Raw genomic sequence first — 26,081 nt, 5'->3', positions numbered from 1 at the left:
GGGCGCGGGGCGGCGCGGGGCGCGGGGCGGCGCGGGGCGCGGGGCGGCGCGGGGCGCGGGGCGGCGCGGGGCGCGGGGCGGCGCGGGGTGCCTGCGGAGGTCAGCGGATGACGCGGCCGCGGAGGATCGTGCGGGACGGGGCGCGGACGACGCGCAGGTCGCTACGGGGGTCTTCGGGGTAGACGGTCAGGTCGGCGAGGCCGCCTTCGACCAGGCCGGCGAAGCCGAGCCAGGCGCGGGCGCCCCAGGAGGCGGCGGCGAGTACGTCGACGGGTGCCATGCCGGCCCGTTCGTGCAGCAGCAGCATCTCCTCGGCGGCCAGCCCGTGATCGATGCCGCCACCGGCGTCGGTGCCCACGTAGATGGGCACCCCAGCCTCGTACGCGGCACGCACCACCTCGGGGAAGCCGTCGCGCAGCGCGAGCATGTGGTCGGCGTACCCGGGGAACTTGCCCCGCGCCTGCTCGGCGATGCCCCCGAAGGTGGCAATGTTGATCATTGTGGGGACCAGGGCGGTGCCCTGGCGGGCCATCCCGTCGATCAGGTCGAGGCTGAGCCCGGTGCCGTGCTCCACCGAGTCGACCCCGGCCCGCACCATGATCTCGACGGCCGACTCGGAGAAGGTGTGCACCGCGGCGCGTACCCCGGCGTCGTGCGCCGCCCGCACGGCGGCGGTGAGGGTGTCCGCGTCCCAGGCCGGTGCCAGGTCACCGACGCCCCGGTCGATCCAGTCGCCGACCAGCTTGACCCAGCCGTTGCCGGCCCGCGCCTGCGCGGCCACAGTGGCGGCCACCTCGGTCGCGTCGACCTCCACGCCGATGTCGCGCAGGTAGCGCTTCGGCGGGGCGACATGCTGGCCCGCGCGGGCCAGTCGCGGCAGGTCCGGCTCGTCGTCGAGTTCGGGGTACGGGTACGGCGAGCCGGCGTCCCGGATCGCCAGCACTCCGGCGTCCCGGTCGACGTGGGCCAACGCGCGGGCCTGGTCGAGCGAGGTGATCGGGGCGCCACCTCGGGCGATGCCGATGTGGCAGTGCGCGTCGACAAGCCCCGGCAGCACGAAACCACCGTCGACGACGGTCTCCGCACCGGGGACCGGGGTGAAGGTCACCCGGTCGCCGACCAGCCAGAGGTCCCGTACCTCGTCGTCGGGGAGCAGCACGCCGCGCACATGAAGAGCCATGCGCACAGTCCTACCCGATCACTGCCGGTCAGGGGCGAGCAGGTCTCCTCGACCCGCACAGAGGTCAGCGGGGGCGGTTGTCGCCACCCTTGCCGAGCTTGTTGAAGTCGATCTTCGGAAGCTTGAAGCCGGGCGGCAGGCCCTGGCCGCCGGCGAGGTCGTTCGGGTCCATCCCCGGCGGGAGCTGCGGCATGCCACCCGGGAAGCCCGCGGGCATCCCGGTGCCGGCGCCCGTACGCGGACGACCGCCGCCCTTGGTGCCCTTGCGCTTGTTCTTGGGCGACTTGGTGGCCTTGCGGCGGCCACCACCGGGCAGGCCCATCATGCCGCCCATCTGCTTCATCATCTTCTGCGCGTCGGCGAAGCGGTTGAGCAGCTGGTTGACGTCCATCACGGTGACCCCGGAGCCGTTGGCGATGCGCGCCCGGCGGGAACCGTTGATGATCTTCGGGTTGGTCCGCTCGCCCGGGGTCATCGACCGGATGATGGCGGTGACCCGGTCGAAGTGGCTGTCGTCCAGCTCGGCGAGCTGGTCCTTCATCTGCCCCATGCCGGGCATCATGGCCAGCACGTTGGCGATGGGGCCCATCCGCCGCACCGCGATGAGCTGGTCGAGGAAGTCGTCCAGGGTGAACTGCTCACCGCCCATCAGCTTGGCGGTCATCTTCTCCTTCTGATCGGAGTCGAAGGCCTGCTCGGCCTGCTCGATCAGAGTGAGGACGTCGCCCATGCCGAGGATCCGGCTGGCCATCCGGTCGGGGTGGAAGACGTCGAAGTCCTCCAGCTTCTCACCGGTGCTGGCGAACAGGATCGGCTGCCCGGTGACCTCGCGGACCGACAGCGCGGCACCACCACGGGCGTCGCCGTCGAGCTTGGAGAGCACCACACCGGTGATGCCGACGCCGTCGCGGAACGCCTCGGCGGTGCGGACGGCGTCCTGACCGACCATCGCGTCGATGACGAAGATGACCTCGTCCGGCGAGACGGCGTCACGGATGTCGGCGGCCTGCTGCATCATCTCGGCGTCGATGCCGAGCCGGCCGGCGGTGTCGACGATGACGATGTCGCGTGCGGCGCGCTTCGCGTGCTCGATCGACGCGCGGGCCACCTGCACCGGGTCACCGGTGCCGTTGCCGGGCTCCGGGGCGTACACCTCGACACCGGCCCGGCCACCGAGCACCTGGAGCTGCCCGACGGCGTTGGGGCGCTGGAGGTCGGCGGCGACGAGCAGCGGCTGGTGCCCCTGGCCCTTGAGCCAGCGGGCCAGCTTGCCGGCGAGGGTCGTCTTACCGGAACCCTGGAGGCCGGCCAGCATGATCACCGTCGGCGGCTGCTTGGCGAACTGGAGCCGTCGCCCCTCGCCGCCGAGCACCTTGATCAGCTCTTCGTTGACGATCTTGATAATCTGCTGGGCCGGGTTCAGCGCCTGGGAGACCTCGGCGCTGCGAGCCCGCTCCTTGACAGCCGCGATGAAGCCCTTGACCACCGGCAGCGCGACGTCCGCCTCCAGCAGCGCGAGGCGGATCTCGCGCGCGGTGGCGTCGATGTCGGCGTCGGTGAGCCGCCCCTTGCCGCGGAGCTTGGTGAAGATCCCGGACAGGCGGTCACTCAAGGTGTCAAACACGCGAACATCCCGTTTGTCAGTGTTCCGGCGGGCACAACGCGGCCGGCACTGCGGAGTCCGGCCACCGCTAGGGTAACCGCCCGGCCGTAGGGCCGCTGTCGCCCGGCCCGGGCCTCACCCCGACACCAACCCCGACTGGTACGCGAACACGACGAGCTGGGCCCGATCCCGGGCTCCCAGCTTGCCCATCGCCCGGCTGACGTGGGTCCGCGCGGTCGCCGGGCTGACCACCAACTGCGCGGCGATCTCCTCGTTGTTCAGGCCCTCACCGACCAGGCCGACGACCTGACGCTCCCGATCGGTCAGCGCCTCCAGCCGGGGGTGCGGACGAAGCACCCGGGACGGCCGGGTGGCGAACTCCCGCACCACCCGACGGGTCACCGACGGCGACAGCAGCGCCTCCCCCTCGGCGACGAGCCGGATCGCGCGCAGCAGCTCAGCCGGTCTGGTGTCCTTGGTGAGGAACCCGCTCGCACCGTGCCGCAGCGCGTCGAAGACGTACTCGTCCAGCTCGAAGGTGGTGAGCACCACCACCCGCGTGCCGGTCAGATCGGGGTCGGCGACGATACGCCGGGTCGCCTCGATGCCGTCGATGCCGGGCATCCGGATGTCCATCAGCACCACGTCCGGCCGAACCTGGCGGGCCAACTCGACCGCCCGCAGCCCGTCGGACGCCTCGCCGGCCAGCGCCAGGTCGTCCTCGCTCTCCACCAGCGCGCGCAGCCCGAGCCGGACCAGATCCTGGTCGTCGGCGATCAGCACCCGGATCACCTCGCCGGCTCCACGGGCAGCACGGCGTACACCCGGAACCCGCCCCCGGCGCGCGGCCCGGTGGTCAACCGCCCGCCCAGCGCCGCGACCCGCTCGCGCATCCCGGCCAGGCCGTGGCCACCCTCGTCGTCGGCCGGAGCCGTCCCGGCGCGACCGGCGCCCACCCCCCGGTCGGTGACCTCGACGGTCACCTCGTCGGCGCGGTAGTCCACGGTCACCTCCGCGCTCGCCACCCCCGCGTGACGCAGCACGTTGGTCAACGCCTCCTGCACCACCCGGTACGCGGCCAGGTCGACCGCACCCGGCACCTCCCGGGGGTCACCGACCACGCGCACCTCGACGGCGAGCCCCGCCCCGGCGAGCCGGTCGCGCAGCGCGGGGAGCCGGGCCAGGCCGGGTACCGGCTCGCGCTCGGCACCCCGCCGCACCGCGCCCAGGGTGACCCGCAGCTCGTCCAGCGCCTCACGGCTGGTCCGGCTGATCGCGGTCAGGGCCACCTCCGCCTGCTCCGGCCGCTTCGGCAGCAGGTGCAGAGCGATCTCCGCCTGCATGCTGATCGCGGCCAGCCCGTGCCCCACCACGTCGTGCACCTCCTGCGCGATGCGCAGCCGCTCCTCGTCGGCCTGCCGTCGCGCCTGCTCGGCACGGCCGCGGGCCTCTTCGGCACGGGTACGCGCGGTCGCCTCACGGCTCACCCGCACCACCACCCCCACCGCGAACGGTACGACCACCCAGGCCGCCGCGGGCAGCACTCCCGTCCAACCCGGCGCGGGTCCCCGCCCGAAGAAGACGTGCGCCAACAACAGAACGAACGCGCCGCCGGTGGCGAGCGCCGCCGGTCGCACCGGCAGCCACACGGCCACGGTGTAGACCGCCACCAGGAACGTGACCAGAATCGGCCCGTACGGGTAGCCGATCAGCAGGTACGTCGAGGTGGCCACGGTGACCACGGCGAGGGCGGCGACCGGAGCACGACGCCGGACCAGCAGGGCGAGCGCGGCGACGGCGATCAGCACCCGACTGGCGGCGTCCACCGGCCTCGACCCCGGCTGGTTGTCCCCGGCCAGACCGGTGGCGAGCAACCCGAATCCGAGCAGCACCAGGGCGAGCGCGGCATCCGCCGCCACCTCCGGCCACCGCCACTGCCCGCGTCGTCGCATGGGCGTCATTCTGCCCGCGCGGATGCCGCTCGACGTGCGTCCACGAGCGGCACCGCCACTACGCCCCCGGACGTACCCCCACCCCACCCTTCGCCCCCGCCCCCGCCCCCGCCCCCGCCCCCGCCCCCGCCCCCGCCCCCGCGATCTTGCACTTTGTGTCGCCACTGTGCGGCTTTTGCGCGGTACGCCGGGACACTAAGTGCAAGATCGACGCGGGAGTGCGGGGGGAGGGCGGGCGGGCGGGGCGGGGGCGGGCGGGGCGGGGGCGGCGCGGCGTGGGGTGGGGTGGGGTGGGGTGGTTAGACGGCGGCTAGGACTGCGGCCTCCAGGCGGGCCCGGGTGGCGTCGTCCGGCCAACCGCCGACCAGATAGAAGGCGTCGACCACGTCGGCGCCGAGGGTGGAGATACGGGCCGCGCGAACCAGGGCGCCGGCCTCGTCGAGCGCGCAGGCGACCCGGTAGAGCAGCCCGGCGGCGTCGGCGGCGCGAAGTTCCAGCAGTACGGCGTCGGTGGCCGCCTCGCGGTGCCAGACCACTCGTGGAGCCGCGCCACCGCTGCGGCTGGCGAGCGCCCGGCCGCGCAGCCGTTGGGTGACCGACACGTCGCCGGCGACCGCCCGGCGCAGGTCGGCGCGGAGGGGGACCGGGTCCGGCGGAAGGCCGTAGCGGGGCTGCACCCGGCACTCGACCAGGGCCCGGCCGTCGACGGCGGAGGCGTCCGCGGAGATCACCTCCAGCCGGTGCAGCGCCAGGCAGCCGGCCACCGTGGCGAGCAGACCCCGCCGGTCGGCCGCCGCGACCGACACCCGGTCGCCGGTCAGGTGGACGACCGGCAGTGGCCCGGCCAGCAGCTCCGGGTTCGGGGCGGGTGGCTCGGGGAGTACGCCGGTGTCCAGCGCGGTGCGAACCCGGGCGACCAGCTCGGCGACGAGACGGCCCTTCCAGTCGGACCAGGCCGCTGGCCCGGTCGCCGCCGCGTCGGCGCGGACCAACGCGTGCAGCACGTCGAGGGTGCCGGTGTCACCGACCGCCTCGGCCACCGAGGCGATGGTGACCGGGTCGCTCAGGTCCCGGCGGGTGGCCACGTCGGGCAGCAGCAGGTGCAGCCGGACCAGCTTGCCGATCAGCTCGACCTCCGCGGCGGGCAGACCGACCCTGGTGGCCACCGCCTGGGCAACCGGCACACCGACGGTGCTGTGGTCACCGGGGAGGCCCTTGCCGATGTCGTGCAGGAGAGCGCCGAGGAGCAACAGGTCGGGACGCTCCACCTCGCGGGCGTGCCGGCTGGCCTCGTGCGCGGTCTGCACGAGGTGCCGGTCGAGGGTGAAGCGGTGCACCGGGTTGTGCTGGGGCAGGCTGCGCAGCCGGGTCCACTCGGGCAGCCAGCCGTCGACCAGCCCGTACCGGTCGCAGGTCTCCCAGGCGGGCACCAGGCCGGCACCGGCGCCGAGCAGGGTGATCAGCGCGGCCCGGGCCTCGGCCGGCCACGGGGCCGGCAGGGGCGGGCAGTACGCCGCCAGCCACTCGCAGGTGGCCCGCGCGATGGGGATCCGGGTGGTGGCCGACGCGGCGGCCACCCGCAGCGAGAGGCTCGGATCGGGGCGTGCCCCGATTGCCGTGCGGGCGAGCACCAACTCGCCGTCGTGTTCGACGACGTCGCGCGCGACCGGGCGGCGGGCCGGGCGGCCGTTGCCACCCCGGGAGCGGCCGGAGCGCAGCCGGTCGGCGGCCCGGAAGGCGTCGTCCAGGGCGTGGCTGACGGTGCGGGCGTCGCCGGCGACCCGACGCAGCAGCGCGTCGCCGTCTTCCACGACGGCTCCAGGCCGCCGCGCGCCGTCAGACGCGCCGGGTTGGAGTTGTCGCAGGCCGAGCAGGGCGGCCACTCCGTCGCGCTCCTGGGCGACCAGCCGGTCGACCCGTCGGCCGACCTGCTGGTGCAGCGCGTCGCGGGTGTCCAACAGACGCAGGTGGGCGGCGCGTACGGCGGGACGTAGCGCGTCGGTGATGCCGGCGGCGGAGATCGCCCGCAGCAGCCCCACGTCGCGCAGACCACCGGCGGCCTCCTTGAGGTCGCCCTCCAACAGGAACGCCAGTTCACCGTGGGCCTGCCAACGGGCTTCGGTGACCTCTCGCAGGCCGGGCAGGTGCCGGACCGCGATGCGCCGCCAGTGATCGGCGGCGGTGCGGATCAGCGCGTCGGCCAGCGCCTGGTCCCCCACGATCAACCGGGCGTCGAGCAGCCCGAGGGCGACCTTGACGTCGTCCTGGGCCACCGAGAGCGCCTCGGCGACGGTGCGTACGGAATGGTCGAGCCGCAGGCCCGCGTCCCAGATCGGGTACCAGACCGAGGCGGCCAACTCGTCGGTGCCGGGCACCCCGGCGTGCAGCAGCACCAGGTCGAGGTCGCTGTACGGAGCGCACTGCCGCCGACCCAGGCCCCCGACGGCCAGCAGTGCCACCCCGTCCCGCGCCGGCAGCAACCCTCGCAAAAACGAGTCGTACGCCGCGGCCCGCCCCCGCCGGGCCGTTTCCCCGATCCCCCCGGGAACGCCGACGACCTCGTTGATCAGGAGTTTCGCGTCGCCGTCATCGGCGGGTCCTGACGCGTCCTTCCTGATCAACGAGGTCATGTCAGTCGTGGCCGCGTCAGAGTGCGTCGAGGCCGCGTTCGCCGGTACGTACCCGGACGACCTCCTCGACACCGGTGACCCAGACCTTGCCGTCACCGATCTTGCCCGTGCGGGCCGCTCCGACGATGGCGTCCACCACCTTGTCGACGTCAATCTCGTCGGTGAGCACCTCGACCCGGATCTTGGGCAGGAACTCGACCGTGTACTCGGCACCCCGGTAGACCTCGGTGTGCCCCTTCTGCCGCCCGTACCCCTGAACCTCGCTGACCGTCAGCCCGGCCACCCCGAGGGCGTGCAGGGCCTCCTTCACCGCGTCCAGTTGGTACGGCTTGATGACTGCGGTCACCAGCTTCATGTCCAACCCCTCCATCCCAGGAACGTTAACCGGCGACCTTTTCGCTGACCGGCTCGGCGGGCTCCGCCTCCGGCTTGGCACCACTCGTCGCGCCGCCACCGGGGGTGCCGATGCCGGCCATCGCGAACGCGCTGCCCGTGCCGCCGCCGGCCGGGGACAGGTCGTAGCTGCTCTCGGCGTGCTCGGCGATGTCGATGCCCTCGACCTCCGCCTCACCCTTGACGCGGAAGCCGATCGTCTTCTCGATCGCGAAGGCGAGCACCCAGGCGATGCCGAACGACCAGGCGGTGACGATCAGGCCGGCGAGGGCCTGCCGTCCGAGCTGGGTCGCGCCGCCGCCGTAGAAGAGACCGTCGGAGGCGCCCACCACGTCGGTGATCGCGGCGTTGACCGAGTTGGTGGCGAAGAGGCCGAGCCAGAGCGACCCGATCCAACCACCGACGAAGTGCACGCCGACCACGTCGAGCGAGTCGTCGTAGCCGAGCTTGTACTTGAGGCTCACGGCGAGCGCGCACACCGCGCCGGCGACGATGCCGAGCAGGACGGACGCCCACGGTGCGATGAAGCCACAGGCCGGGGTGATGGCGACCAGGCCGGCGACGGCGCCGGACGAGGCACCGACCATCGTCGGCTTCCGGGTCTTGACCCACTCGACCGCGATCCAGCCGAGCACCGCCGCCGCCGTGGCGAGCTGGGTGTTGATGAAGGCGAGGCCGGCGACCGAGTCGACGGTCAGCTCCGAGCCGGCGTTGAACCCGAACCAGCCGAACCACAGCAGACCGGCGCCGAGCGCGACCAACGGGATGTTGTGCGGCTTCATGCCCTCACGCGGCCAACCGAGCCGCTTACCGAGGACCAGGGCCACGGCCAGGGCCGCCGCACCGGCGTTGATGTGCACCGCGGTGCCACCGGCGAAGTCCAGTGCGTGGATGTCGCCGCCGATGATGCCGCCGCCCCACACCCAGTGGGCGACCGGGAAGTAGACCAGGGTGGCCCAGCCGAAGGCGAACAGCAGCCAGCCGGCGAACTTGGCCCGGTCGGCGATGGCACCACTGATCAGCGCGACGGTGATCACCGCGAAGACCATCTGGAAGGCCATGAACACGTACAGCGGAACGCCGATGCCGCTGGGGTTCTCCGCCGTGGCGCCCCACAGGTCGGTTTCGGCGAGGAAGGTCTTGGTGCCGAGGTACGCGCCCGGGTCACCCCAGAAGCCGTTCACGTCGGCCCCGAAGGCGACGCTGAATCCGTAGAACCACCACAGAATAGAGATGAGCCCGATAGCCGAGAAGCTCATCATCATCATGTTGAGTACGCCCTTGGCCCGGTTGAGGCCGCCGTAGAACAGCGCCAGTCCGGGGGTCATGAGCAGCACGAGCGCGGTCGAAACCAGCAGCCACGTGGTATTGGCGCCGTCGATCGTCGGTGCTTCAGGCACGCTGGCCTCCTAAAGGTGAAGTCCTCCTTCGCGGCTTTCCGGGGCAGCGTCGCCCGTAGGCCGGTTGCGCGGAAGCTTCGCGGCCGGCTGTTTCACTTTGGGTCCCGTGCGGGTTTCCATTTCGTGACGGGTTGTTTCGGACGTGTCACGAACTCCGCACAGTCAGCAGCATGGACGATTGTGGATCGACCGGACGGCGAACGTCGATGGCTGACCGGTCAGCGGCATCGACCGGTGCGCCTGAGCGGCTCGGCCGAGCATCGACCGGTGCGGGTTCCGGGCCCGGCCGGGCATCGCCCGACCAGCGCTCAGCGGAGGGCGTTCTCCAGGGTGTGCCGCTCGTAGTCGAGCAGCCGCAGATCGCGCATCGGTCGACGCAGGTGGCCCTTGTGCACGATCCGGACGAACGCCGGCTCACCGGCGGCGGCCATCCGCCGGATCCCCTCGACGTGGTCCACGATCCGTTTACGGATGGTCCGGATCAGCCGGTGCCGGTCCCGGGGGATCAGCCCGTACGCGTCGGCGAAGAGCCGGAGGCGGCGCGGGCGGTCCGGGTGCTTCCAGCCCAGCGTGATCGAGTCCCGGTCCGCGAAGATCGGCACCCAGGTCCAGGCCGCGTACGCCACGTCGTAGATCCGCGCTCCGGGCGAGGCGAGGTCGAAGTCGATCAGCCCGAGGGTGCCGTCCGGACGCCAGATCACGTTGTGCGGTGCGGCGTCGTGGTGGCAGATCACCTCCGTGTCCGGTGGTGGGGGCCCGAACGAGCGCCAGACCGCCGCCTGCGGAGGGGTGAAGCCGTACTGCGCGTCGTGGAACATCCGCAGCATGGTGGCGACGGTGACCAGGGCCTCGTCGGTCACCCAGTGCGGGGCGAGCGGATATTCTCCGCACTCCCCCTCCAGGTACGACAGCACCTCACGGTTGCGCTCGTCCATCCCGAGCGCCCGTGGTGCGCCGGTGAACCCCACGTACTCCAGGTGGCGCAGCAGCGCGTGTACGGACGGGGTCCACGGCCCGGCGTTGCGCCGGACCGTGTCACCCACGCGGACAACTGTGCTCACGTTGCCGCCGTGCAGCGGGATCTCCTGCGAAGTCACGTACGGTCTCCCGAGGCGCTGCGAAGGATGGCCGGGGTCTCGCCAACCCGCGTACGCGCGATCGTCAGTGGTCACCCGAGACTACGCGTCCCGGCCGGTGGCCTCGGTCCCCAGCAACGCGTCGACGAACTGCGCCGGGTCGAACGGGGCCAGGTCGTCCTTGCCTTCGCCGAGGCCGACCAGCTTCACCGGGATGCCGAGCTTGCGCTGCACGGCGATCACGATGCCACCCTTGGCGGTGCCGTCGAGCTTGGTCAGCACCACACCGGTCACGTTGACCACCTCGGTGAAGACCCGGGCCTGCTCCAGGCCGTTCTGCCCGGTGGTGGCGTCCAGGATGAGCAGTGTCTCGTCGATCGGCCCCTGCTTCTCGACCACGCGCTTGACCTTGCCCAGCTCGTCCATCAGGCCGACCTTGTTCTGCAGGCGGCCGGCGGTGTCGATGAGCACGGTGTCCACGCCGGTGTCGATGCCCCGCTTGACGGCGTCGAAGGCGACGCTGGCCGGATCGGCGGCCTCGGGCCCCCGCACGGTCTCCGCTCCGACGCGCGAGCCCCAGGTCTCCAGTTGGTCGGCCGCGGCGGCCCGGAAGGTGTCCGCCGCGCCGAGCAGCACGCTGCGACCGTCGGCCACCAGCACCCGGGCGATCTTGCCGCAGGTGGTGGTCTTGCCGGCGCCGTTGACGCCGACGACCAGGACCACCGCCGGCACGCCGTCCTTGGGGGCGGTCCGCAACGAGCGGTCCAGGCTCGGGTCGAGCGCGTTGACCAGCTCGGCGGCGAGCAGTGCCCGCAGCTCGGAAGCCGAGCGGGTGCCGAGCACCCGGGTGCGCTCGCGGAGCCGGTCGACAATGTCGCGGGTGGCGTCGACGCCGACGTCGGCGGTGATCAGGCTGTCCTCGATCTCCTCCCAGACGTCCTCGTCGAGGTGGTCGCGCGCGAGCAGGCCGAGCAGGCCCTTGCCGAACACGTTCTGTGAGCGGGACAGCCGCGAGCGGAGCCGGACCAGCCGCCCGGCGGTCGGCTCGGGGACCTCGACCTGCGGTTCGAGCACCGGTGGCGGCTCGACCAGGACGCCGGTGGACAGATCGGACTCCGGTGCCTCGACCGGCGGGCCGGCGAGATCCTCCTCAGCCCTGGTGTCGACCTCCGTGCGTGGCAGCGGGGGCTCGGGCCGTGGCCGCAATCGCGGCACGACCAGCCCGACTGTGCCGGCGATCAGCACACCGAGCAGGACCAGAGCGAGGACGAGATATTCGGCCATGCCGGAATCCTGTCAGATGCCGGCGGCGGCGTCCCAGCCACCGCACCCCGAGCCGCGCCCGAGGCCGTGCTCGGAGTCTCAGCACCGCACCCGGCCGGCGCCGGAGACCGGCGGTAGGCTCGGCCGCATGCCCGCCGCACACCTCCTCATCGGCCCACTTCTGCGGCGAGTGGTGGACACCCGGGCGACGATCTGGGTGGAGACGGCGGCGCCCGCCGTGGTCACCGTCCGCACCGCCAGCGGCGCCACCGGCACCGCGCCCACCTTCTCGGCGTACGACCACCACTACGCCCTCGTGGTGGTGGAGGGCCTTGCCCCGGACAGCGAGACGACCTACGAGGTGCTGGTCGACGACGAGATCGTCTGGCCGGTGCCGAGCAGCGGGTTCCCGCCGAGCGTGATCCGCACCCGGGCGGCCGACGATCGGGACCAGCCGGTCAATCTGATCTTCGGCTCGTGTCGCGAGACCACCCAGCACGCCACCACCCGCAAGCTGCCACCGGACGCGTTGGACGCGTACGCCCGGCGGTTGATGGCCGACCCGGAGTCGAACCCGCTGCCCGACCTGCTGGTGCTGCTCGGTGACCAGGTCTACGCCGACGTCACCTCGCCCACCGTGCGCCGGCTGCTGCGTCGACGGCGGCGGCGGCCGAAGGGCGCTCCGGCCGACCAGGTGGTGAGCTTCGACGAGTACACCAAGCTCTACCTGGAGTCCTGGCGTGACCCGGAGATCCGCTGGCTGCTCTCCACCGTGCCCAGCGTGATGATCTTCGACGATCACGAGATCATCGACGACTGGAACACCTCGGCGGCGTGGCGAGCCGAGGTGCGCGAGCAACCGTGGTGGCAGGAGCGGATCGGCAGCGGGCTCGCCTCGTACTGGGTCTACCAGCACCTGGGCAACCTCTCCCCCGACGAGATTGTCGCCGATCCGGTCTTCGCGAAGGTCGCCGCCGCCGAGGACGCCACCAGCGTGCTGCGCGAGTTCGGCCACCGGGTCGACCAGGAGTCCGACCTGGCGCACGACACCGAGCGCTGGCGCGCGGTGCAGTATCAGTGGAGCTACGCACTGGACCTGGGCCGGACCCGGCTGGTCATGCTGGACAACCGGTGCAGCCGGGTGCTCGAGCCCAACAGCCGGGCGATGCTGCCGCCCGGCGAGTGGGCCTGGTTCCTCGACCAGGCACACGGGGTCTACGACCACCTGGTGGTGGGCGCCTCGCTGCCCTGGCTCCTGCCGCAGGGCATCCACCACATCGAGGCGTGGAACGAGAAACTGGCGGACTCACGGCGACCGTGGGTGGCGCGCGGGGCGGAGAAGCTGCGCCGCGCCCTGGACCTGGAGCACTGGGCGGCGTTCCGGCGGTCCTTCGAGGCGCTCGCGGAGACGTTCGCCCGGATCGGCACCGGCACGCCGCGGCAGTCCGGCGCGCGGATCGGCGCCGGCCCGGCGTACGCCCCACCGGCGTCGATCAGTGTGCTCTCCGGTGACGTGCACCACTCGTACGTGGCGCGGGCCCGGTTCGCGGACCCGGCGGTGGTCACCCCGGTGCATCAGCTCACCTGTTCGCCGATCCACAACCAGGTGCCGGCGGGCATCCGTCCGCTGATGCGGCTGGGCTGGTCGCCCGGTCCGGCTGGGGCCACCCGGGCGCTGGCCCGTTCGGCGGGCGTACGTCGACCGGGGGTGCGCTGGCGCAAGCTGGCCGGCCCGTACTTCGGTAACGCCGTCGCCACCCTGACCCATCACGGGCGCGGGGCCGACGTGGTCATCGAGGGCACCACCAAGGACGGGCACCTACGCCCGGTGATGCGGCGTCGACTCTCCGGCGACGGCGAGCCGGCCGCGCCGTAGTCTCTACGCCGTGGACGAGCACCTGCCGGAGCCGATCCGGGCGGTTGAGCACGAGTTGACCGCCCTGCTGCGTCGTGGCCGGGCGGTCTCCTGGGAGATCGCCCGGGAGGTGCACCCGAACCTGGAGCCGAACACCTACGGGTTGTTGCTCTGGTTGCGGCGTAGCGGGTCGATCCGGTTGACCGAGTTGGCGGCACGGCTGGGCGTGGGCAAGGGGACGCTGAGCCGGCAGATCAACGCGTTGGAGGTCCTCGGTCTGGTTTACCGCGACCCCGATCCGAGTGACCGGCGGGCCGCGCAGATCAGCCTCACCGAGGAGGGGCAGCACCGGTTCGACGTGGCCCGCGCGGCCCGGCTGGGCGAGTTCCTGCGCGCGCTGGACGGCTGGCCGGAGCGGGACGTCGAGGAGTTCGCCCGGCTGCTCGGCCGGTTCAACGACTCCTGGCAGTAGCCGCACACTGCCAGGGACTCCTGGCAGTAGCCGCACAGTGCCAGGGACTCCTGGCAGTGGCCGCCCAGAACCGAGGAATAGGACACCGGTCCGACGAGTTGTTGCTTCAGGCAACCAAGTCATACGGTTGCCTCAGGCAACTCACAGGCGGCCCGTGCGTACCAGCCCGCCGCCGTTCCACCTCGACTCCGCTCGGAGGCAACAAACGATGAGCCAGGCGACAGTGCCTCCCCAGGCGACCGCCGTGACCATGACCCACCGGCAGATCCTGGAAGCACTCTCCGGCCTGCTGCTGGGTCTGTTCGTCGCGATCCTCTCCTCCACGGTCATCTCGAACGCGCTGCCGCGGATCATCACCGAACTGCACGGCGGTCAGTCCGCGTACACCTGGGTGGTGACCTCGGCCCTGCTCGCGACCACCGCGACCACCCCCATCTGGGGCAAGCTGGCCGACCTGACCAGTAAGAAGACCCTGGTCCAGCTGGCCCTGGGGATCTACGTGCTGGGCTCGGTGCTGGCCGGCCTCGCCCAGGGCACCGGTGAGCTGATCGCCTGCCGGGTGCTCCAGGGCGTCGGCGCCGGCGGTCTCACCGCGCTGGCCCAGGTGATCATGGCCACGATGATCGCGCCCCGCGAACGCGGCCGCTACAGCGGCTACCTCGGCGCCGTGATGGCCGTCGGCACCATCGGCGGCCCGCTGATCGGCGGCGTGATCGTGGACACCTCCTGGCTCGGCTGGCGCTGGTGCTTCTACGTCGGCGTGCCGTTCGCCATCATCGCGCTGATCGTGCTCCAGAAGACCCTGCACCTGCCGGTGGTGAAGCGGAAGGCCGAGATCGACTGGTGGGGCGCCACCCTGATCACCGCGGCCGTCTCGGTGCTGCTGATCTGGGTCTCGCTCGCCGGCGACCAGTTCGCCTGGGCCTCCTGGCAGACCGCCGCCATGGTCGTCGGCGCGCTGATCCTCGGCGCGCTGGCCATCCGGGTCGAGACCCGGGCCGCCGAGCCGATGATCCCGCCGCGGCTGTTCCGCAACCGCACCATCACCCTCGCCGTCATCGCCAGCATCGCGGTCGGTGTGGGCATGTTCGGCGCATCGATCTTCCTGGGCCAGTACTTCCAGATCAGCCGCGGCCAGAGCCCCACCATGTCCGGCCTGATGACCCTGCCGATGATCCTCGGCCTGCTGGTCGCCTCCACGGTCATCGGCCGGGTCATCACCAAGACCGGTCGCTGGAAGCGGTACCTGGTGATCGGGTCGGCGCTGCTCACCATCGGCTTCGCACTGATGGGCACCCTCCGCGCGGACACCAGCTTCACAGTGCTCAGCGTCTACATGCTGCTGATCGGCGTCGGCCTGGGCATGACCATGCAGAACCTGGTCCTCGCCGTGCAGAACACCGTCGGCCCGCACGAACTCGGCGCGGCCAGCTCCGTGGTGGCGTTCTTCCGCAGCCTGGGTGGCGCGATCGGCGTCTCCGCCCTCGGCGCGGTGCTCGCCCACAAGGTCAAGGACTACACCGCCGACGGGCTGGCCCAACTCGGCATCCCCGCCTCCAGCTCGGGCAGCGGCGGTACCCTGCCCGACGTGCACACCCTGCCCGGCCCGCTGCGGGCGGTGGTGGAGAGCGCGTACGGCCACGGCGCCGGTGACATCTTCCTGGCCGCCGCCCCGTTCGCGCTGATCGCGCTGATCGCGGTGGCGTTCATCAAGGAGGTGCCACTGCGCCAGCACAACGGCAACCCGGTTTCCGAGCAGGTCGAGCGGGAATCGACAGTCGCTGCCGGCGCTGGCGCACCCGTGATCCGTACCGGCGAGCAGAGTTGAGGTAGAGCCATGGGCGTGGGAGCACCCGACCGCGAGGAGTACGGACCCCGGACCCGACCGCTGCCCTTCGAGCGCGGCACGGACGGACCGCGGGTGATCATGGTGGGCGTGGACGGCACCCGTACCTCCGAGCGGGCCGGTGCCTACGCCGCCGGGCTGGCCCGCCGGCAGGGGTCCGCCCTGGTGGTGGTGTTCGTCAGCTCGGCGAGCGGGCTCAGCTCCCTGGTCCCCGGCATGGACGCCGGCGCGGTCCAGCGCACCCACGACGAGTTGGCCGACGAGCTGCGCCGGGAGTGCCGGCGGGGAGCCGAGCAGTGGGGAATCCCGGTGACCTTCCTCTGCCGGCGCGGCGACGCGTACGGGGAGCTGCGCGCGGCGGCCGACGAGTTCCAGGCCGACATGCTGGTGGTCGGTGCCTCCGAGCAGGCCGGACACCGGCTGGTCGGCTCGGTCGCCACCCGGCTGGTCCGCGCCGGCCGCTGGCCGGTCGTCGTGGTGCCCTGATAATCCGTCGCGCCATGTCCGAGGTGCCGGGCAGGATGCGCGGCATGACCTGGACCGCACCGGAGATCACCCGGACCCCCGAACCGTACGTCGGCGACGAGCGCACCATGCTCGACGGCTGGCTCGACTACCACCGACAGACACTGCTGCTCAAGTGCGCCGGCCTGACCGAGCAGCAGTTGCGAACCCCGAGCGTGGAACCGTCCGGGCTGACCCTGCTCGGCCTGGTCCGGCACCTGGCCGAGGTGGAGGCCTGGTGGTTCCGGGAGAACTTCGCCGGCGAGCAGGTCGACTACCCGTACTTCACCCCGGACACCCCGGACGCCGACCACGACGTCAGCGCCGCCGACGCCGAGGCCGACTTCGCCACCTTCCACCGCGAGGTGGCACTGGCCCGCGCGGCCGCCGCCGGCCATTCGCTCGACGAGACGTTCACCGAGGTCGGCCCGAAGAAGCGCACCTTCAACCTGCGCTGGGTGTACGTGCACATGATCGAGGAGTACGCCCGGCACAACGGCCACGCCGACCTGATCCGGGAACGCATCGACGGCGTCACCGGCGAGTGACAGGCGGTCCCGTCAACCCGTGTGCCCGGCGCGGAGCAGGTGTTCGCCCAGCGGGGTGAGCGTGTGCCGCACCGCCGGGCCCGCCCGGTGGGTGGTGACCAACCCGGCCGACCGGAGGACGGAGGCGTGCTGGCTGGCCGAGGCGAGGGAGATGCCGACCGTCCGGGCCACCTGTGAGGTGCTCGGGCCGTCGGCGATCGCACCCAACACCGCCGCTCGGGTCCGCCCCAGCAGGTCAGCCAGGGCTTTGCTGCTCACCAGCACCCGCTGGGCGGTGGGACGGATCGGATAGGCCAGCACCAGCGGGCCGGCCGGGTCGTCCAGGACGCAGGGCCGGGGCAGCAGGTACGACGGCACCAGTGTGACGCCCCGGCCGGCCGGCGCCAGGGCGATCCCGTCGGCGAATCCACACTCGTACGACAACTCGTACCGCTCGCCGTACGACTTCCAGAACAGGTACGGGCTCAGGTCACGCAGGACGCGGTCGATCCCGGCGTCCACCATGGTGTGTGCCCGCACGGCCCGGTCGCCGCGAACCGCTGCCGTGATCGTCTGCTGGTACGGCGCGACCGCGATCCGGTGGAACATCCGCATCGCCACGCAAAGTCGCCGCCGGGCGGTCGTCTCGCCGGAGGCCAGGGCAGCGACCCGGGCCGGCAGGTCGCCGGCGGCGATCCGGGGCCGCAGCTCCGCCGCCAGCATCGCCGTCGGGGTGGCCAGCACCTCGTCCAAGGCGGCCGGCAGGTCGCTGCCGAGGCTTGGCGGAGTGAGGAAGTCCGGAAACCACCCGGGCAGCCGGCACAGGTCGAGGTACGGACGCATCTCCGGACGCAGCGCCGCGCGGGTGCGTGCCCGCCAGGCCCTGAGGTGTTCCGGTGCGCCCTCGAACAGCCGTTGGCCGGCCGCTCCGAGCTCCAGCAGCACAGCGGGTTCGGGGCGCAGGACGGTGCGGCTCAGATCCGTCGCGGTGAGCTGCAACGTCAGCATGAGCCGACGCTAGCCACCCGTCGGCCCTGCCTGAAAGGGCATGGAGCGGGCTGTGACCGGACCGGATTCTCGTGCCATGAACACCTTCCTTGTCCTGGCCACCAGCCTGGTCGTGCTCGCCGGCACCTCTGGCGCCCCAACCCACGCCGCCGTCGAGCGCACCGACACCTACGTCGTCTCCAGCGAACCGGGCGTGTTGCCCGAGGGCATCGCCGTCACCCGCACCGGCACCATGTACGTCACGAGCCTCGCCACCGGGGCCGTCTACCGCGGCGACGTCCGGCACCGGCGGCTGCGTCCCTTCCTCCCCGCCGGCTCGGACGGGCGAACCCACGCCGCCGGCGTCCGCGTCGATCGCACCGGCCGGCTCTTCGTGGCCGGTTACGACACCGCGACCCTCTTCGTGTACGACCCGGACGGCCGCCTGCTGGCGAAGCGGAGCGCGGTGACCGGTGCGGCTCTCAACGACCTGGTGATCACCGACCATGCCGTGTACGTCACCGACTCGGTCGGCGCCACGATCTGGCGGGCCACGCTGGACGGTGGGCGCGTCGGCCCGCTCGAACCGTGGCTACGGCCGTCCGACTTCCCGACCGCCCCTGGCTTCCTCAACGGCATCGTCGCCAGCGCCGGCGATCGGCTCGCGCTCGTCGCTGACCAGGGCACCGGCGCGCCGGGCACCGAACGTCTATGGCGCATCGACCTCGCCGACGCCACGGCCAGCGAGGTCAGGGTGTCGGGTGGACAGCTCGGTGCCGACGGGCTGCTGCTGGAGGGCAACCGCCTCTACGGTGTGGTCAACTTCCCCGACCCCGCTGACGGGTACCGCTTCGCGGTCAACCTGGCGCTGTTGGACGGTGACCTTCGGGCCGCCCGGGTGGTCCGGCAGTCCCGTACCGCCGGCCTGGAGCAGTCCCCGACCACCCTGGCCCGCGACCGCGACCGGCTGCTGTGGGTCAACAGCCAGCTCAACGCGACAGCGCCGGCGCCACCGTTCACGGTGACCGAGGTCCCCGGCCTGAGCTGAGAGGCGGTCCGGTTCAGTAGTCCAGGGCCGCCCGTAGGTAACGCAGGTCGGCGTGGCCGCCCCAGCGGTGCGCCGACAGCCCGGCGGCCCGGGCACCCCGCACGGCCCAGTCCTCGTCGTCGACGAAGAGGACCCGGGCCGGCGGGGTGGCCAGGGCCACGCAGGCGGCCTTGAAGTATTCCGGGGCGGGCTTGTGCACGCCGATCACCGAGGAGTTGACCACCACGTCCAGTTCGCCGACCAGGCCGAGCGCGGTCAGGTCGGCGTCGAGCAGGTCGGTGGCGTTGGTGCCCAACCCGACCCGGACGCCCGCCGCACGGACCTCCCGGACGAACGCCAGCACCTCCTGGTCGACCTCTCCCCGGTAGCTCTGCCACTGCTCCACAGCGGCGCGGGCCCGTTCCGGGCTGCCCACCGACTCGGTCAGGGCGTCCGCCACGCTGTTCATCCACTCGGCGTGGTTGACCTGGCCGGTGAGCACCGGCTGGAGCCGCCCCCACTGCATGGCGATCTCACCGAGCACACCCTCGGAGAGGCCGTACTCCCGCTCGACAACGGCAGCCACCGCCGGGTCCCACCGGCGCAGTACGCCGTCGAAGTCCAGCAGGAGCGCCGTCGCGCGTTCCCGAGCCACTACCCGTTCTCCTCGCCGCGGCCAGGCCGCTGGTCGTCCTCGTCGGCCCGGTTGAGCCGTTGGCTGATCACCTGAGTGACCCCACTGCGCATGGTCACGCCGTAGAGCGCGTCAGCGATCTCCATCGTCCGCTTCTGGTGCGTGATGACGATCAGCTGACTCTTCTCGCGCAACTGTGCCAGCAACGTGATCAGCCGGCCCAGGTTGACGTCGTCCAGGGCCGCCTCCACCTCGTCCATGATGTAGAACGGGCTGGGCCGGGCGCGGAAGATCGCCACCAACATGGCCACCGCGGTCAGCGACCGCTCGCCACCGGAGAGCAGCGACAGCCGCTTGATCTTCTTGCCCGGCGGGCGGGCCTCCACCTCGACGCCGGTGGTGAGCAGGTCGTCCGGTTCGGTGAGGATCAGCCGGCCCTCGCCGCCGGGGAAGAGCACTGTGAACACCTGCTCGAACTCCCGGGCGGTGTCCTCGAAGGCGCTGGCGAAGACCTCCAGGATCCGCTCGTCCACGTCCTTGACCACGGTGAGCAGGTCCCGGCGGGTGGCCTTGAGGTCCTCCAACTGCTCGGAGAGGAACTTGAAACGCTCCTCCAGCGCGGCGAACTCCTCCAACGCGAGTGGGTTGACCTTGCCGAGCAGGGCGAGTTCGCGTTCCGCCTTCGCGGCCCGCTTCTCCTGCACCGGCCGCTCGTAGCGCACCGGCTCGGGCACCGGCAGACCGTCACGTTCGGCCGCCGCGACGTCGACCTGTGTCGGCGGAACGGGCTGAGTCGGACCGTACTCGGCGACCAGCGTCTCCACGTCCAGCCCGAAGTCCTCGGCGGCCTTCGCCTCCAACTGCTCGATGCGCAGCCGCTGCTCCGCCCGGGCCACCTCGTCGCGGTGCACCTGGCTGGTCAGCCGCTCCAACTCCGCACCGAGCCGCTTGGCGGCACCGCGTACCTCCTGAAGCTCTGCCTCCCGCGCGGCCCGCTCCAGCGCGACCGCGTCGCGGTGCTCCTCGGCCGTCGCGATCGAGGTGGTCAGCCGGGTCAGCGCCTCCCGGGCGCCACCGGCGACGGACCGGGCGATACCCGCGCCCCGGGCGCGGGCGGCCCGGCGGGCCGCCGCGCGTTCGCGGGCGGCCCGCTCCGCGGTGGCCTGCCGCGCGAGCGAGTCGGCCCGGCCGGCGATCGAGGAGACCCGCTCCTCGGCGGTACGCACGGCGAGCCGGACCTCCATCTCGTTCTGCCGGGCCCGCGGCACCATGGCCGCCAGTTGATCCCGTTCCTCGGTGGAGGGCTCGGCGTCGACCGGCGTCTCCTCGGCCAGCCGTAGCCGCTCCTCCAGCTCGGCGAGCGCGGTGAGGTCCCGTTGCCGGGCGGCCTCGGCGCGGGAGCGGGAGTCACCGAGCCGGTCGGTCTCGGCCTTCGCGGACCGGGCCGCCGCGCCCAGCTCGGCCAGCCGGCGAGCGGCGGCGTTGCGGTGGCTCTCCGCCTCGCGCTTCTCGGCGGCGGCGTGCTGCACGGCCTCCTTGGCGGCCGCCACCTCGGCGCGCGCCTCGACCAACTGGTCACGCAGCTCCAGGCCAGCGCGTTCGGCGGTGACCCGGTTGGCGCGGGCCTCCTCGACGGCGGCCTGCACCTCGATGTAGCTGGGGGCCTTGGCCGACCCGCCCGCCGCCGCGTACGCCCCGACCACGTCACCGTCCGGGGTGACCGCCCGCAGCTCGGGGTTGCTGGCGACCAGCTCGGCGGCGGCGGCGAGATCGTCGACGAGCGCCACGTCCCGCAGGGCCCGGTGCACGGCCGGACGCAGCTCGGCGCTGCACTCCACCAGGTCGGGCGCCCACCGGGCGTCGTCCGGCAGCTTCGGGCGCAGCGCGTCGGCGGAGCCGGTCATGCCGGGCCCCGTCGGGCTGCCGACCAGCAGGCCGGCCCGGCCCGCGTCGGAGATCTTCAACAGCCGCATCGCCTCGACGGCCTCGTCCACCCCGCTGACGGCGACCGCGTCGGCGAGGCCGCCGAGCGCGGCGGCCAGTGCGGCCTCGTGACCGGGCGCGACGGTGAGCAACCCGGCGAGGCTGCCGAGCAGGCCGGGCACGTCCCCGGCGCGGGCGAGCAGCGCCCCGGCGCCGTCCTTGCGCCGCAGCCCCAGGGCGAGCGCCTCCTCGCGGGCCTTCCAGGTGGCGGCGTCCTTCTCCGCCGCCCGCTCGGCGTCGGACAGCGATCGGACGGTGGCCTGGGCCCGCTCCTGCACGGCGACCGCCTCGGCGTGCCGGGCGTCCAGGTCCGCGTTGTCCCGGTCGGCCTCGGTGGACTGGGCGGCGACCGCGTCCAGGTCGGCCTGCGCCTGCTCGGCGCGGCCCAGCGCGTCGGCGTGCGCGATCGCGAGGCGTTCGATCTCCTCGCCGGCGCTGGTGGTCCGGGCCCGGGCGGAGTTGACCTGGCCGGTGAGCCGGGCCATCCCCTCCCGCCGGTCGGCGATGGCCTTGGCCGCGGCGACCAGCTCGCGCTCGGCGGCGGCCAACTGCCGCTCCAACTCCTGGCGGTGCTCGACCGCCTCGGCCAGTCGGATCTGGTCGTCGGTGAGCGCGCCGCGCAGCTCCTCCTCCTGCTCGCGGACGCGTTCCGCCTCGGCCTCCAGCTGGTCCGGGTCGCGGCCGGGCCGCTCGTCGTCGCCGGTGGCGCTGAGGTGCCGCAGCCGCTCCCGGGCCAACTGCTCGATGGAGCGGAAGCGTTCCTGGAGGGCGGAGAGCTTGTACCAGGTGTCCTGGGCGGCGGCGAGCAGCGGCGCGTCCTCCGCGAGGGCGGCCTCCAACTCGCCGAGCCGGCCCTGCACCTCGGTGTGCTCACCCTCGATCTGCTCGCGCCGCTCGCGCAGTGCGGTCTCGTCGGCGATCTCCCGGTCGAGGGTGGTCCGCAGGGTGGCCAGGTCGTCGGCGAGCAGTCGCAACCGGGCGTCGCGCAGGTTGGCCTGGATGGCGGCGGCGCGCCGGGCCACCTCGGCCTGCCGGCCCAGCGGCTTGAGCTGACGACGCAGCTCGGCCGTGAGGTCGGTGAGGCGGTTGAGGTTGGTCTGCATCGCGTCGAGCTTGCGCAGCGCCTTTTCCTTGCGCTTGCGGTGCTTGAGGACGCCGGCCGCCTCCTCGATGAACGCCCGGCGGTCCTCCGGCTTGGCGTGCAGCATGCCGTCGAGGCGGCCCTGCCCGACGATGATGTGCATCTCCCGGCCGATGCCGGAGTCGGAGAGCAGCTCCTGGATGTCGAGCAACCGGCAGGAGTTGCCGTTGATCTCGTACTCGCTCTCGCCGGAGCGGAACATCCGGCGGGTGATGGAAACCTCGGTGTACTCGATCGGCAGCGCGCCGTCGGTGTTGTCGATGGTGAGGGTGACCTCGGCACGACCCAGCGGCGCCCGGCCGGCGGTGCCGGCGAAGATGACGTCCTCCATCTTGCCGCCACGGAGGGCCTTGGCGCCCTGTTCGCCGAGGACCCAGGCGATGGCGTCGACGACGTTGGACTTGCCCGAGCCGTTCGGGCCCACCACACAGGTGATCCCGGGCTCCAGCTTCAACGTCGTCGCGGAGGCGAAGGACTTGAACCCCTTCACCGTCAGGCTCTTGAGATACACCTACTCGATCCTCGTCCGGTGGCCGCCGTACCGTCGCCGGCTGTGGGGACCTGGGTGAACTCGCAGACTAACCCGGCGGTGGGAGCGGCCCGGCACGCGACCCGCCCCGCATCGTGTCGACGGTGGGCGCGCTGTTGTTCCGGAGACCGTGGGAAAGGCAAGTGCCTTTCATGATCGGCTTATCCGCCGACGCGCTTTTCGGTAACTGTGCGGCGCGCTTCCCGCACGATCGGCCGCATGATCATGAATCGTCGGCGTCGAAAAGGTCCCGGACAGTGTTACGCGCCGGCACAGAGGTGTCGGCGCGTATTTTCGCGGTGGTGCGATTCAGTTTTACGACCTGGAGATCAGGTCAGCGCCGGCTCGGCCAGACGGAGCAGATCGTCCGCCTCCGCCGCAGCCGCCGCGAGCCGATCATTGTCGGCACGCAGACGCGTGATCTCGAACTCCAGTGCCTGAACCCTGGAACGCAGTCGGGTGACCTCGTCGAGCAGACGCCGGTCGGGCGCTGCACCTACGTGGCCGTAGAGGGCCTTCGCCATGCTGACTCCTTGATATGCGCTGCCGGAAAGGCCGGCCAACGCGCGCCCAATTCATACGCGGCTGTCATTCCAGGCTGTATCTGGGCATGACCGGGCGCGACTGGCGACACCTATATATTGAGCCGCAAACCCCTCCTTCGTCAAGTTCTCGCAGGCCGTAGATCATCTCCACGTCGACCTGTCCACTTGTCGGGGGGCTGCCGCAAGGCACGGACACTCTCTGTCCGGACGCCTTTACTGTACGCCCGGATCTGCGGAAGTCCGCACCTTGCCGTCCGACTTCCCCTTAACTCTTTCTTAGCCACGTTGCCGCAGGTCGTCGGCGCGCCGTAGCGTCACCCCGGCCCGCAACCCACCCCTGGAGGCATAGGCGTGTACGGCTGGACCGATCCGATGGACCCGAACGGCGCCCCCCGGCGCGCCGGGGGACCGACCGACGAGCCGGCCTGGCTGCACGACCGCCCGGAGCCCCGCTCGGCCTACCTCTTCGGCGACGAGCCCGGTCAGTCGGGCGACGAGTGGCACCGGGAGCAGCCCACCGAGGGCCGGCAACCGGACCCGGTGATCCCCGCCGAGGCGACCGACGCCCGCACCGCGGCCTGGGGGGCCTACCAGCCGGACACCGGGACCGACGGCTGGGGCGACAGCCCTCCGGCCCAGGACACCACCGGCGGACGACGCGCCGAGGCGCCCGGCGGCTGGCACACCGACACCGACCCGGAGAGCACCGACGGCTGGCGCGGCGCCGCCGAGACCGGCCGGCCCGGCGAGGGACGACACCGCTCCCCACGCCGCTGGCGCCGGCCGCTGATGATCGGGGGCGCCGCCGCGGCCGCCACCCTCGTGGTGAGCTTCGGCGTCGGCGCGCTCACCCTGCCCGGCGGTGACGACGGGACCGCTCAGCCGACGGCCGTCGACGACTCCTTCGCCGCGTCGGCCGCCCCGACCGGAGAGCCGGTGCTGGACACCCTCGCCGCACCCTCCCCGTCGACCATCCCCAGCCCGACGTCTCCGAGCCCATCGCCGACCAAGGTCGTCAAGCCCACTCCGGCGACGTCACGGAGCACCGCCGCGTCGCGCCGCAGCGTCGAGCGCAGCACCGCGCCGAGCAACACCGGCAGCTCCACCGGTTCCAACGGCTCCAGCGGCTCCGTCAGCGCTCAGGCGCGCGAGGTGGTGGACCTGGTCAACGCCGAGCGGGCCAAGGCCGGCTGCAAGGCGCTGAGCATCGACGACAAGCTGATGACGGCCGCCCAGCGGCACAGCCAGGACCAGGCCGACCACGAGAACATGTCGCACACCGGCAGCGACGGCAGCAACGCCGGCACCCGGCTGGACCGGGTCGGCTACACCTGGCGCACGTACGGCGAGAACGTGGCCTGGAACCAGAAGACCCCCGCCGCGGTGATGGACGCCTGGATGAACAGCTCCGGCCACCGGGCCAACATCCTGAACTGCGCGTTCACCGAGATCGGCGTCGGCATCGCCAACAGCAACGGTCCGTACTGGACGCAGGTCTTCGCGGCGCCGCGCTGACCGCGCGTCGTTCCCGCCCCCGCGCTCGTTGACCCGGTGAGGTACGTCGGGCCGGAGCGTGGGGGCCGCGTACCGGTGCGGGCGGCGACCGGCCGTCCGGGACCCGGGAGCTGCCGATGCGGATCCGGCCGCGGCGACGCGTCGCCGTACGCCCACTGCGCCGCGTCCTGTCCGCCAGCGTCGCTCTCGTGCTCCTGGTGCCGGCGTACGGGTGCCGGCCCGCGCTGACTCCGCCCGGCGCTCCCACCGCGTGGCCGACGGCGCAGGCCCGGCACTGGCAGTGGCAGTGGCAGCTCAGTGGCCCGCTCGACCCGACGGTGGACGCCCATGTCTTCCTCCTCGACCCGGTGGCCACCACCGCCGCACAGACCGCCGAACTGCGCTCCCGGGACCGCCGGTTGATCTGCCAGGTGAACGTGGGATCGGTCCGCTCCGACGACCCGGACGCCAGCCGGTTCCCGGAGGTCGTCCGGGGCGCGGCCGGGCGTCGACCCGACAGCCGGTGGTTGGACGTCCGGAGTTGGGACGCGCTCCGGCCGGTGTTGGCCGACCGGTTCCGGCTCTGCCGGGGCAAGGGCTTCGGCGCGGTGGCGCTCTTCGACGCCGACGGGTACGCGGCGCGCACCGGCTTTGCTCTCGACTTCGACGACCAACTGCTGTTCAACCGCCGGCTCGCCGAGTTGGCCCGCTCGCTGAGTCTCTCCCCCGGTCTGGTCAACGACGTGCCACAGCTCGCCGCGCTGGCCCCGGACTTCGACTTCGCGGTCAACGAGGAGTGCGTCCGGCTGGCCCAGTGCGCCAAACTGCTGCCGTTCAGCGACGCCGGCAAGCCGGTCTTCCACGTCGAGTACACCGGCTCGACCGACGACTTCTGCGTCACCACCGTCGGCTACGGCTTCGCGTCGATCCGCAAGGACCGCACGCTGGACGCCTCCCGGGAACCCTGCCCACTGCCGTGACCCCGCTGGGCCGGGCGCCCCGCTGGGCCAGGCGGCGATTCGCGGCCTGGCCCAGCGGGT

21 protein-coding genes are annotated in these 26,081 nt (G+C 72.4%); 8 read left to right on the top strand and 13 right to left on the bottom strand.

Annotated features, from left to right (window positions below; translation table 11 throughout):
* Positions 1-100 precede the first annotated feature (100 nt).
* The 9 genes from ABTW72_RS27140 to ftsY all read right to left on the bottom strand — a co-directional run bounded on the left by ABTW72_RS27140 (position 101) and on the right by ftsY (position 11,518).
* Positions 101-1,180, bottom strand: coding sequence for an amidohydrolase family protein (locus ABTW72_RS27140; protein ID WP_350863192.1), 1,080 nt, complete (start codon positions 1,178-1,180; stop codon positions 101-103).
* A 64-nt stretch (positions 1,181-1,244) separates the two neighbouring features.
* Entirely contained in the window at positions 1,245-2,804 is a 1,560-nt protein-coding gene (ffh, locus tag ABTW72_RS27135) for a signal recognition particle protein (protein WP_350863189.1), read from the bottom strand.
* 114 nt (positions 2,805-2,918) lie between these two features.
* Entirely contained in the window at positions 2,919-3,575 is a 657-nt protein-coding gene (locus tag ABTW72_RS27130) for a response regulator transcription factor (protein ID WP_350863186.1), read from the bottom strand.
* The gene (locus ABTW72_RS27125; protein WP_350863183.1) at positions 3,572-4,735 is read right to left on the bottom strand and encodes a sensor histidine kinase; all 1,164 of its coding nucleotides are present in this window, start codon (positions 4,733-4,735) and stop codon (positions 3,572-3,574) included. The genes ABTW72_RS27130 and ABTW72_RS27125 overlap by 4 nt, the downstream gene beginning before the upstream one ends.
* A 299-nt stretch (positions 4,736-5,034) precedes the next feature.
* Positions 5,035-7,365, bottom strand: coding sequence for a [protein-PII] uridylyltransferase (locus tag ABTW72_RS27120; protein ID WP_350863180.1), 2,331 nt, complete (start codon positions 7,363-7,365; stop codon positions 5,035-5,037).
* A gap of 16 nt (positions 7,366-7,381) precedes the next feature.
* Positions 7,382-7,720, bottom strand: a complete 339-nt coding sequence (locus tag ABTW72_RS27115; RefSeq protein ID WP_172862163.1) for a P-II family nitrogen regulator — start codon at positions 7,718-7,720, stop codon at positions 7,382-7,384.
* Between the two features lie 25 nt (positions 7,721-7,745).
* Complete coding sequence (locus ABTW72_RS27110) at positions 7,746-9,158, bottom strand: ammonium transporter (protein ID WP_350863177.1); 1,413 nt, start codon at positions 9,156-9,158, stop codon at positions 7,746-7,748.
* A 308-nt stretch (positions 9,159-9,466) separates the two neighbouring features.
* Positions 9,467-10,330 carry a phosphotransferase gene (locus ABTW72_RS27105; protein ID WP_181518597.1) on the bottom strand — a complete coding sequence of 288 codons (864 nt, stop codon included), beginning with the start codon at positions 10,328-10,330 and terminating at the stop codon, positions 9,467-9,469.
* Between the two features lie 6 nt (positions 10,331-10,336).
* On the bottom strand, positions 10,337-11,518 hold the full coding sequence (gene ftsY / locus ABTW72_RS27100; RefSeq protein WP_350863174.1) for a signal recognition particle-docking protein FtsY: 1,182 nt from the start codon (positions 11,516-11,518) through the stop codon (positions 10,337-10,339).
* A gap of 127 nt (positions 11,519-11,645) precedes the next feature.
* On the opposite strand from ftsY, the gene ABTW72_RS27095 reads away from it, so the two are divergent.
* The 5 genes from ABTW72_RS27095 (at position 11,646) to ABTW72_RS27075 (ending at position 16,722) form a co-directional block, all read left to right on the top strand.
* Positions 11,646-13,373, top strand: a complete 1,728-nt coding sequence (locus ABTW72_RS27095; protein WP_350863171.1) for an alkaline phosphatase D family protein — start codon at positions 11,646-11,648, stop codon at positions 13,371-13,373.
* A gap of 10 nt (positions 13,374-13,383) precedes the next feature.
* The gene (locus ABTW72_RS27090; RefSeq protein ID WP_350863168.1) at positions 13,384-13,824 is read left to right on the top strand and encodes a MarR family winged helix-turn-helix transcriptional regulator; all 441 of its coding nucleotides are present in this window, start codon (positions 13,384-13,386) and stop codon (positions 13,822-13,824) included.
* 250 nt (positions 13,825-14,074) lie between these two features.
* A complete protein-coding gene (locus ABTW72_RS27085) occupies positions 14,075-15,652 on the top strand; it encodes an MDR family MFS transporter (RefSeq protein ID WP_502892251.1) in 1,578 nt (525 codons plus the stop codon).
* 9 nt (positions 15,653-15,661) lie between these two features.
* Complete coding sequence (locus tag ABTW72_RS27080; RefSeq protein WP_350863162.1) at positions 15,662-16,156, top strand: universal stress protein; 495 nt, start codon at positions 15,662-15,664, stop codon at positions 16,154-16,156.
* Between the two features lie 44 nt (positions 16,157-16,200).
* A complete protein-coding gene (locus tag ABTW72_RS27075; protein ID WP_350863159.1) occupies positions 16,201-16,722 on the top strand; it encodes a DinB family protein in 522 nt (173 codons plus the stop codon).
* A gap of 12 nt (positions 16,723-16,734) precedes the next feature.
* Here ABTW72_RS27075 and ABTW72_RS27070 read toward each other — a convergent pair whose 3' ends face one another.
* Positions 16,735-17,709, bottom strand: coding sequence for an ArsR/SmtB family transcription factor (locus ABTW72_RS27070; protein WP_350863156.1), 975 nt, complete (start codon positions 17,707-17,709; stop codon positions 16,735-16,737).
* A 76-nt stretch (positions 17,710-17,785) separates the two neighbouring features.
* On the opposite strand from ABTW72_RS27070, the gene ABTW72_RS27065 reads away from it, so the two are divergent.
* Positions 17,786-18,736, top strand: coding sequence for an SMP-30/gluconolactonase/LRE family protein (locus tag ABTW72_RS27065; RefSeq protein WP_350863153.1), 951 nt, complete (start codon positions 17,786-17,788; stop codon positions 18,734-18,736).
* Positions 18,737-18,749: 13 nt separating this feature from the next.
* Here the strand turns inward: ABTW72_RS27065 and ABTW72_RS27060 are convergent, their stop codons facing one another.
* The 3 genes from ABTW72_RS27060 to ABTW72_RS27050 form a co-directional block, all read right to left on the bottom strand.
* Positions 18,750-19,370 carry an HAD family hydrolase gene (locus ABTW72_RS27060; RefSeq protein WP_091393044.1) on the bottom strand — a complete coding sequence of 207 codons (621 nt, stop codon included), beginning with the start codon at positions 19,368-19,370 and terminating at the stop codon, positions 18,750-18,752.
* The gene (gene smc / locus ABTW72_RS27055; RefSeq protein WP_350863150.1) at positions 19,370-22,984 is read right to left on the bottom strand and encodes a chromosome segregation protein SMC; all 3,615 of its coding nucleotides are present in this window, start codon (positions 22,982-22,984) and stop codon (positions 19,370-19,372) included. The genes ABTW72_RS27060 and smc overlap by 1 nt, the downstream gene beginning before the upstream one ends.
* Before the next feature lie 347 nt (positions 22,985-23,331).
* Positions 23,332-23,526 (bottom strand): hypothetical protein, encoded by a 195-nt coding sequence (locus ABTW72_RS27050; RefSeq protein WP_030487463.1) that lies wholly within the window; start codon positions 23,524-23,526, stop codon positions 23,332-23,334.
* Between the two features lie 372 nt (positions 23,527-23,898).
* On the opposite strand from ABTW72_RS27050, the gene ABTW72_RS27045 reads away from it, so the two are divergent.
* On the top strand, positions 23,899-25,062 hold the full coding sequence (locus ABTW72_RS27045; RefSeq protein ID WP_350863147.1) for a CAP domain-containing protein: 1,164 nt from the start codon (positions 23,899-23,901) through the stop codon (positions 25,060-25,062).
* A gap of 116 nt (positions 25,063-25,178) precedes the next feature.
* Positions 25,179-26,021, top strand: coding sequence for an endo alpha-1,4 polygalactosaminidase (locus ABTW72_RS27040; protein ID WP_350863144.1), 843 nt, complete (start codon positions 25,179-25,181; stop codon positions 26,019-26,021).
* Positions 26,022-26,081: the final 60 nt, after the last annotated feature.

Origin of the sequence: Micromonospora sp. NPDC127501 (genome assembly GCF_040302185.1) — a bacterium.
In the GTDB taxonomy this organism is placed as follows: Bacteria; Actinomycetota; Actinomycetes; order Mycobacteriales; family Micromonosporaceae; genus Micromonospora.
This window is presented reverse-complemented; position numbering and strand designations above follow the sequence as displayed.

What these genes read in the sequence shown, in the direction of transcription:
- ABTW72_RS27140 (WP_350863192.1), bottom strand. Translation starts at nt 1,180, where the DNA reads ATGGCTCTTCATGTGCGCGGCGTGCTGCTCCCCGACGACGAGGTACGG.
- ABTW72_RS27125 (WP_350863183.1), bottom strand. Translation starts at nt 4,735, where the DNA reads ATGCGACGACGCGGGCAGTGGCGGTGGCCGGAGGTGGCGGCGGATGCC.
- ABTW72_RS27120 (WP_350863180.1), bottom strand. Translation starts at nt 7,365, where the DNA reads ATGACCTCGTTGATCAGGAAGGACGCGTCAGGACCCGCCGATGACGGC.
- ABTW72_RS27115 (WP_172862163.1), bottom strand. Translation starts at nt 7,720, where the DNA reads ATGAAGCTGGTGACCGCAGTCATCAAGCCGTACCAACTGGACGCGGTG.
- ftsY (WP_350863174.1), bottom strand. Translation starts at nt 11,518, where the DNA reads ATGGCCGAATATCTCGTCCTCGCTCTGGTCCTGCTCGGTGTGCTGATC.
- ABTW72_RS27095 (WP_350863171.1), top strand. Translation starts at nt 11,646, where the DNA reads ATGCCCGCCGCACACCTCCTCATCGGCCCACTTCTGCGGCGAGTGGTG.
- ABTW72_RS27085 (WP_502892251.1), top strand. Translation starts at nt 14,075, where the DNA reads ATGACCCACCGGCAGATCCTGGAAGCACTCTCCGGCCTGCTGCTGGGT.
- ABTW72_RS27080 (WP_350863162.1), top strand. Translation starts at nt 15,662, where the DNA reads ATGGGCGTGGGAGCACCCGACCGCGAGGAGTACGGACCCCGGACCCGA.
- ABTW72_RS27075 (WP_350863159.1), top strand. Translation starts at nt 16,201, where the DNA reads ATGACCTGGACCGCACCGGAGATCACCCGGACCCCCGAACCGTACGTC.
- ABTW72_RS27070 (WP_350863156.1), bottom strand. Translation starts at nt 17,709, where the DNA reads ATGCTGACGTTGCAGCTCACCGCGACGGATCTGAGCCGCACCGTCCTG.
- ABTW72_RS27065 (WP_350863153.1), top strand. Translation starts at nt 17,786, where the DNA reads ATGAACACCTTCCTTGTCCTGGCCACCAGCCTGGTCGTGCTCGCCGGC.
- ABTW72_RS27050 (WP_030487463.1), bottom strand. Translation starts at nt 23,526, where the DNA reads ATGGCGAAGGCCCTCTACGGCCACGTAGGTGCAGCGCCCGACCGGCGT.
- ABTW72_RS27040 (WP_350863144.1), top strand. Translation starts at nt 25,179, where the DNA reads ATGCGGATCCGGCCGCGGCGACGCGTCGCCGTACGCCCACTGCGCCGC.